Origin of the sequence: Bacillus sp. N12A5, from assembly GCF_026790125.1 — a bacterium.
In the GTDB taxonomy this organism is placed as follows: Bacteria; Bacillota; Bacilli; order Bacillales; family Bacillaceae; genus Bacillus.
Genome location: NZ_JALAMR010000031.1, coordinates 1 through 653, shown reverse-complemented (window position 1 = coordinate 653; position 653 = coordinate 1). Strand labels below are relative to the sequence as shown.

At 47.6% G+C, this 653-nt stretch carries 1 pseudogene; it reads left to right on the top strand.

The window, feature by feature from the left end:
- Positions 1–653: pseudogene (gene tcyP / locus MOC09_RS19975) on the top strand (L-cystine transporter TcyP); the annotation flags it as partial.

Here is a 653-nt window from a genome sequence, read left to right as displayed (position 1 = left end):
TAAACAGCCGGAACAGGCAGAAACATTTAAAAAACTGGTTGATGCCGTTTATGCCATTGTCATGCGCGTTGTCACCCTTATCTTGAGACTGACGCCTTACGGGGTGCTCGCCATTATGACAAAAACGATCGCGACGAGTGATATTGACAGCATTCTAAAACTGGGAATGTTTGTGATTGCGTCTTATGCCGCGTTAATCACAATGTTTATTATTCATCTGCTGCTGCTGACGCTCAGCGGCTTGAATCCGATTGTTTATTTGAAAAAAGCAGTGCCTGTACTTGTATTTGCATTTACATCACGGTCAAGCGCGGGTGCTTTGCCGCTGAATATTAAAACACAGAGAAGCATGGGTGTGCCGGAAGGAATCGCAAACTTTGCCGGTTCATTCGGTCTTTCGATCGGCCAAAATGGATGCGCCGGCATTTATCCTGCGATGCTGGCGATGATGATTGCCCCGACGATCGGCCAAAACCCGTTTGACCCGGTGTTTATCATCACAGTTATCGCAGTCGTTGCCATCAGCTCTTTTGGTGTTGCCGGAGTTGGCGGCGGAGCGACTTTCGCGGCGCTTCTTGTTTTATCATCATTAAATATGCCTGTTGCGCTCGCCGGTTTATTAATCTCAATCGAACCGTTAATTGACATGGGGC